2 protein-coding genes are annotated in these 1,487 nt (G+C 62.5%); both read left to right on the top strand.

The window, feature by feature from the left end:
- On the top strand, positions 1 to 479 hold a 479-nt coding region (locus tag FB009_RS32560), incomplete at its 5' end, for a helix-turn-helix domain-containing protein (protein WP_024325714.1).
- 80 nt (positions 480 to 559) lie between these two features.
- Complete coding sequence (locus tag FB009_RS32555) at positions 560 to 1,015, top strand: pyridoxamine 5'-phosphate oxidase family protein (protein WP_011970949.1); 456 nt, start codon at positions 560 to 562, stop codon at positions 1,013 to 1,015.
- The last annotated feature ends 472 nt before the right edge of the window (positions 1,016 to 1,487 follow it).

Below are 1,487 nucleotides of genomic sequence, written 5' to 3'. Positions count from 1 at the left end.
GAGCCGTGCGTGTCTACCGCCTCCTTTCAGATGGACGCCGACAAGTCGTATCCTTTCATCTCCCCGGCGAAATGTTCGGGTTCGAAGCGGGACCCAACCATTCCTTCTTTGCCGAAGCCATCACGGCAACAACACTGGCCGTCTTCGGGCGCCGGCATATGCAGGAGCGTTCGCGGGAGCTTCTCGCGCTCGCCTTGACCGGCATGGCGCGGGCACAGCAGCATCTTCTGGTGATCGGCAGACAATGCGCCGTGGAACGGATTGCCGCATTTCTCGTCGACCTTAGCGAACGTCAGGGAGGAGGCAGGCAGCTACGCTTACCCATGTCGCGGCAGGATATCGCGGACTATCTCGGCTTGACGATCGAGACCGTGTCACGCGTGGTGACGAAACTGAAGGAGCGCAGCGTGATCGTGCTCAGGGACGCAAGGACGATTGACATCGTGAGGATGGACGCGCTCCGCTTGCTTTGCAATTGAGGCTGTCCGAGCGGCCCGCGAAAGCGGCCCCCTCTCCGGCTTCCTGGCGGGCGCCCGTCGCTCCGGAGACGGAGGGAGCCATGTTCGTTAGGCAAATGTCTCGTGAGGAATGCGAAGGCGTGGTCGCCGCTGGAGATCTCGCGCGGCTGGCATGCTGCAGGGACGGCCAGCCCTACATCGTGCCGATCACCTACGCGAACTCGGGCCATAGGCTCTACTGTTACTCCATGCCCGGCCAGAAGATCGATTGGATGCGCAGCAACCCGAAGGTGTCGCTCCAGATCGACGAGTTTGCCGGCAATCGCCAGTGGAAGAGCGTGGTCGTGACGGGCAGGTACCGAGAACTACCGGCCGCGCAAGGCCGCCATAATGAGCGCATTTACGCCTGGTCCCTGCTCGAAAAGAAACCCAATTGGTGGGAACCAGGGGGACTTAAAACTGCACCGCAAGAGATTTCGGGGGCGTCTGCACATATCTTCTTTTGCATCGAGATAGACGAATTCACGGGGCGGGCAGCCTGCGAGGGTGAGCCATAGGCTCCTGCACGCGAAGGCGATCCCCTCCGGCGGTTCTCCACCCGAGCTTCCGCGCCTGCGCTCTTTCTGCTGCAGCCTGTTAGGCCGCCCGATCCCACGACCTTAAGCCGGCAAACTTCCGGCGCCTTCGTGACCTCCGCGGTCCGCACCGCACCGCACCGCACCGCACCGCTGCGCGAGCGGAGGAGGTCGCGTCGTTGCAGATCGATGTCCTTCCGCTCGCTGTCGCGCCTCTTTTTGGCCAACCTGCCAGCATGTCTCGCGAGCTCCCGAGCAACTTGATCTGGATCAAGGTGCCCAGGTCCGGGCTCTGACAATTCTCGCAATACTTTGGCGGGCCGTGCGCGGGCGTGCGCCAGTCAGCGATTAGAGAGAGTTGGGGACCCAATCATGAAACAGACAGTCGAGATGGTCGTACTTGCCGTCGGCGCCTTCCTGGCGCTGGTCGGAGCCGGTCTCGCCCAGGACCGCC

It is taken from the genome of Sinorhizobium medicae, assembly GCF_007827695.1.
Classification (GTDB): domain Bacteria; phylum Pseudomonadota; class Alphaproteobacteria; order Rhizobiales; family Rhizobiaceae; genus Sinorhizobium; species Sinorhizobium medicae.
Note: the sequence above shows the minus strand (reverse complement) of the source record. Positions and strands in the feature narration are given on the sequence as shown.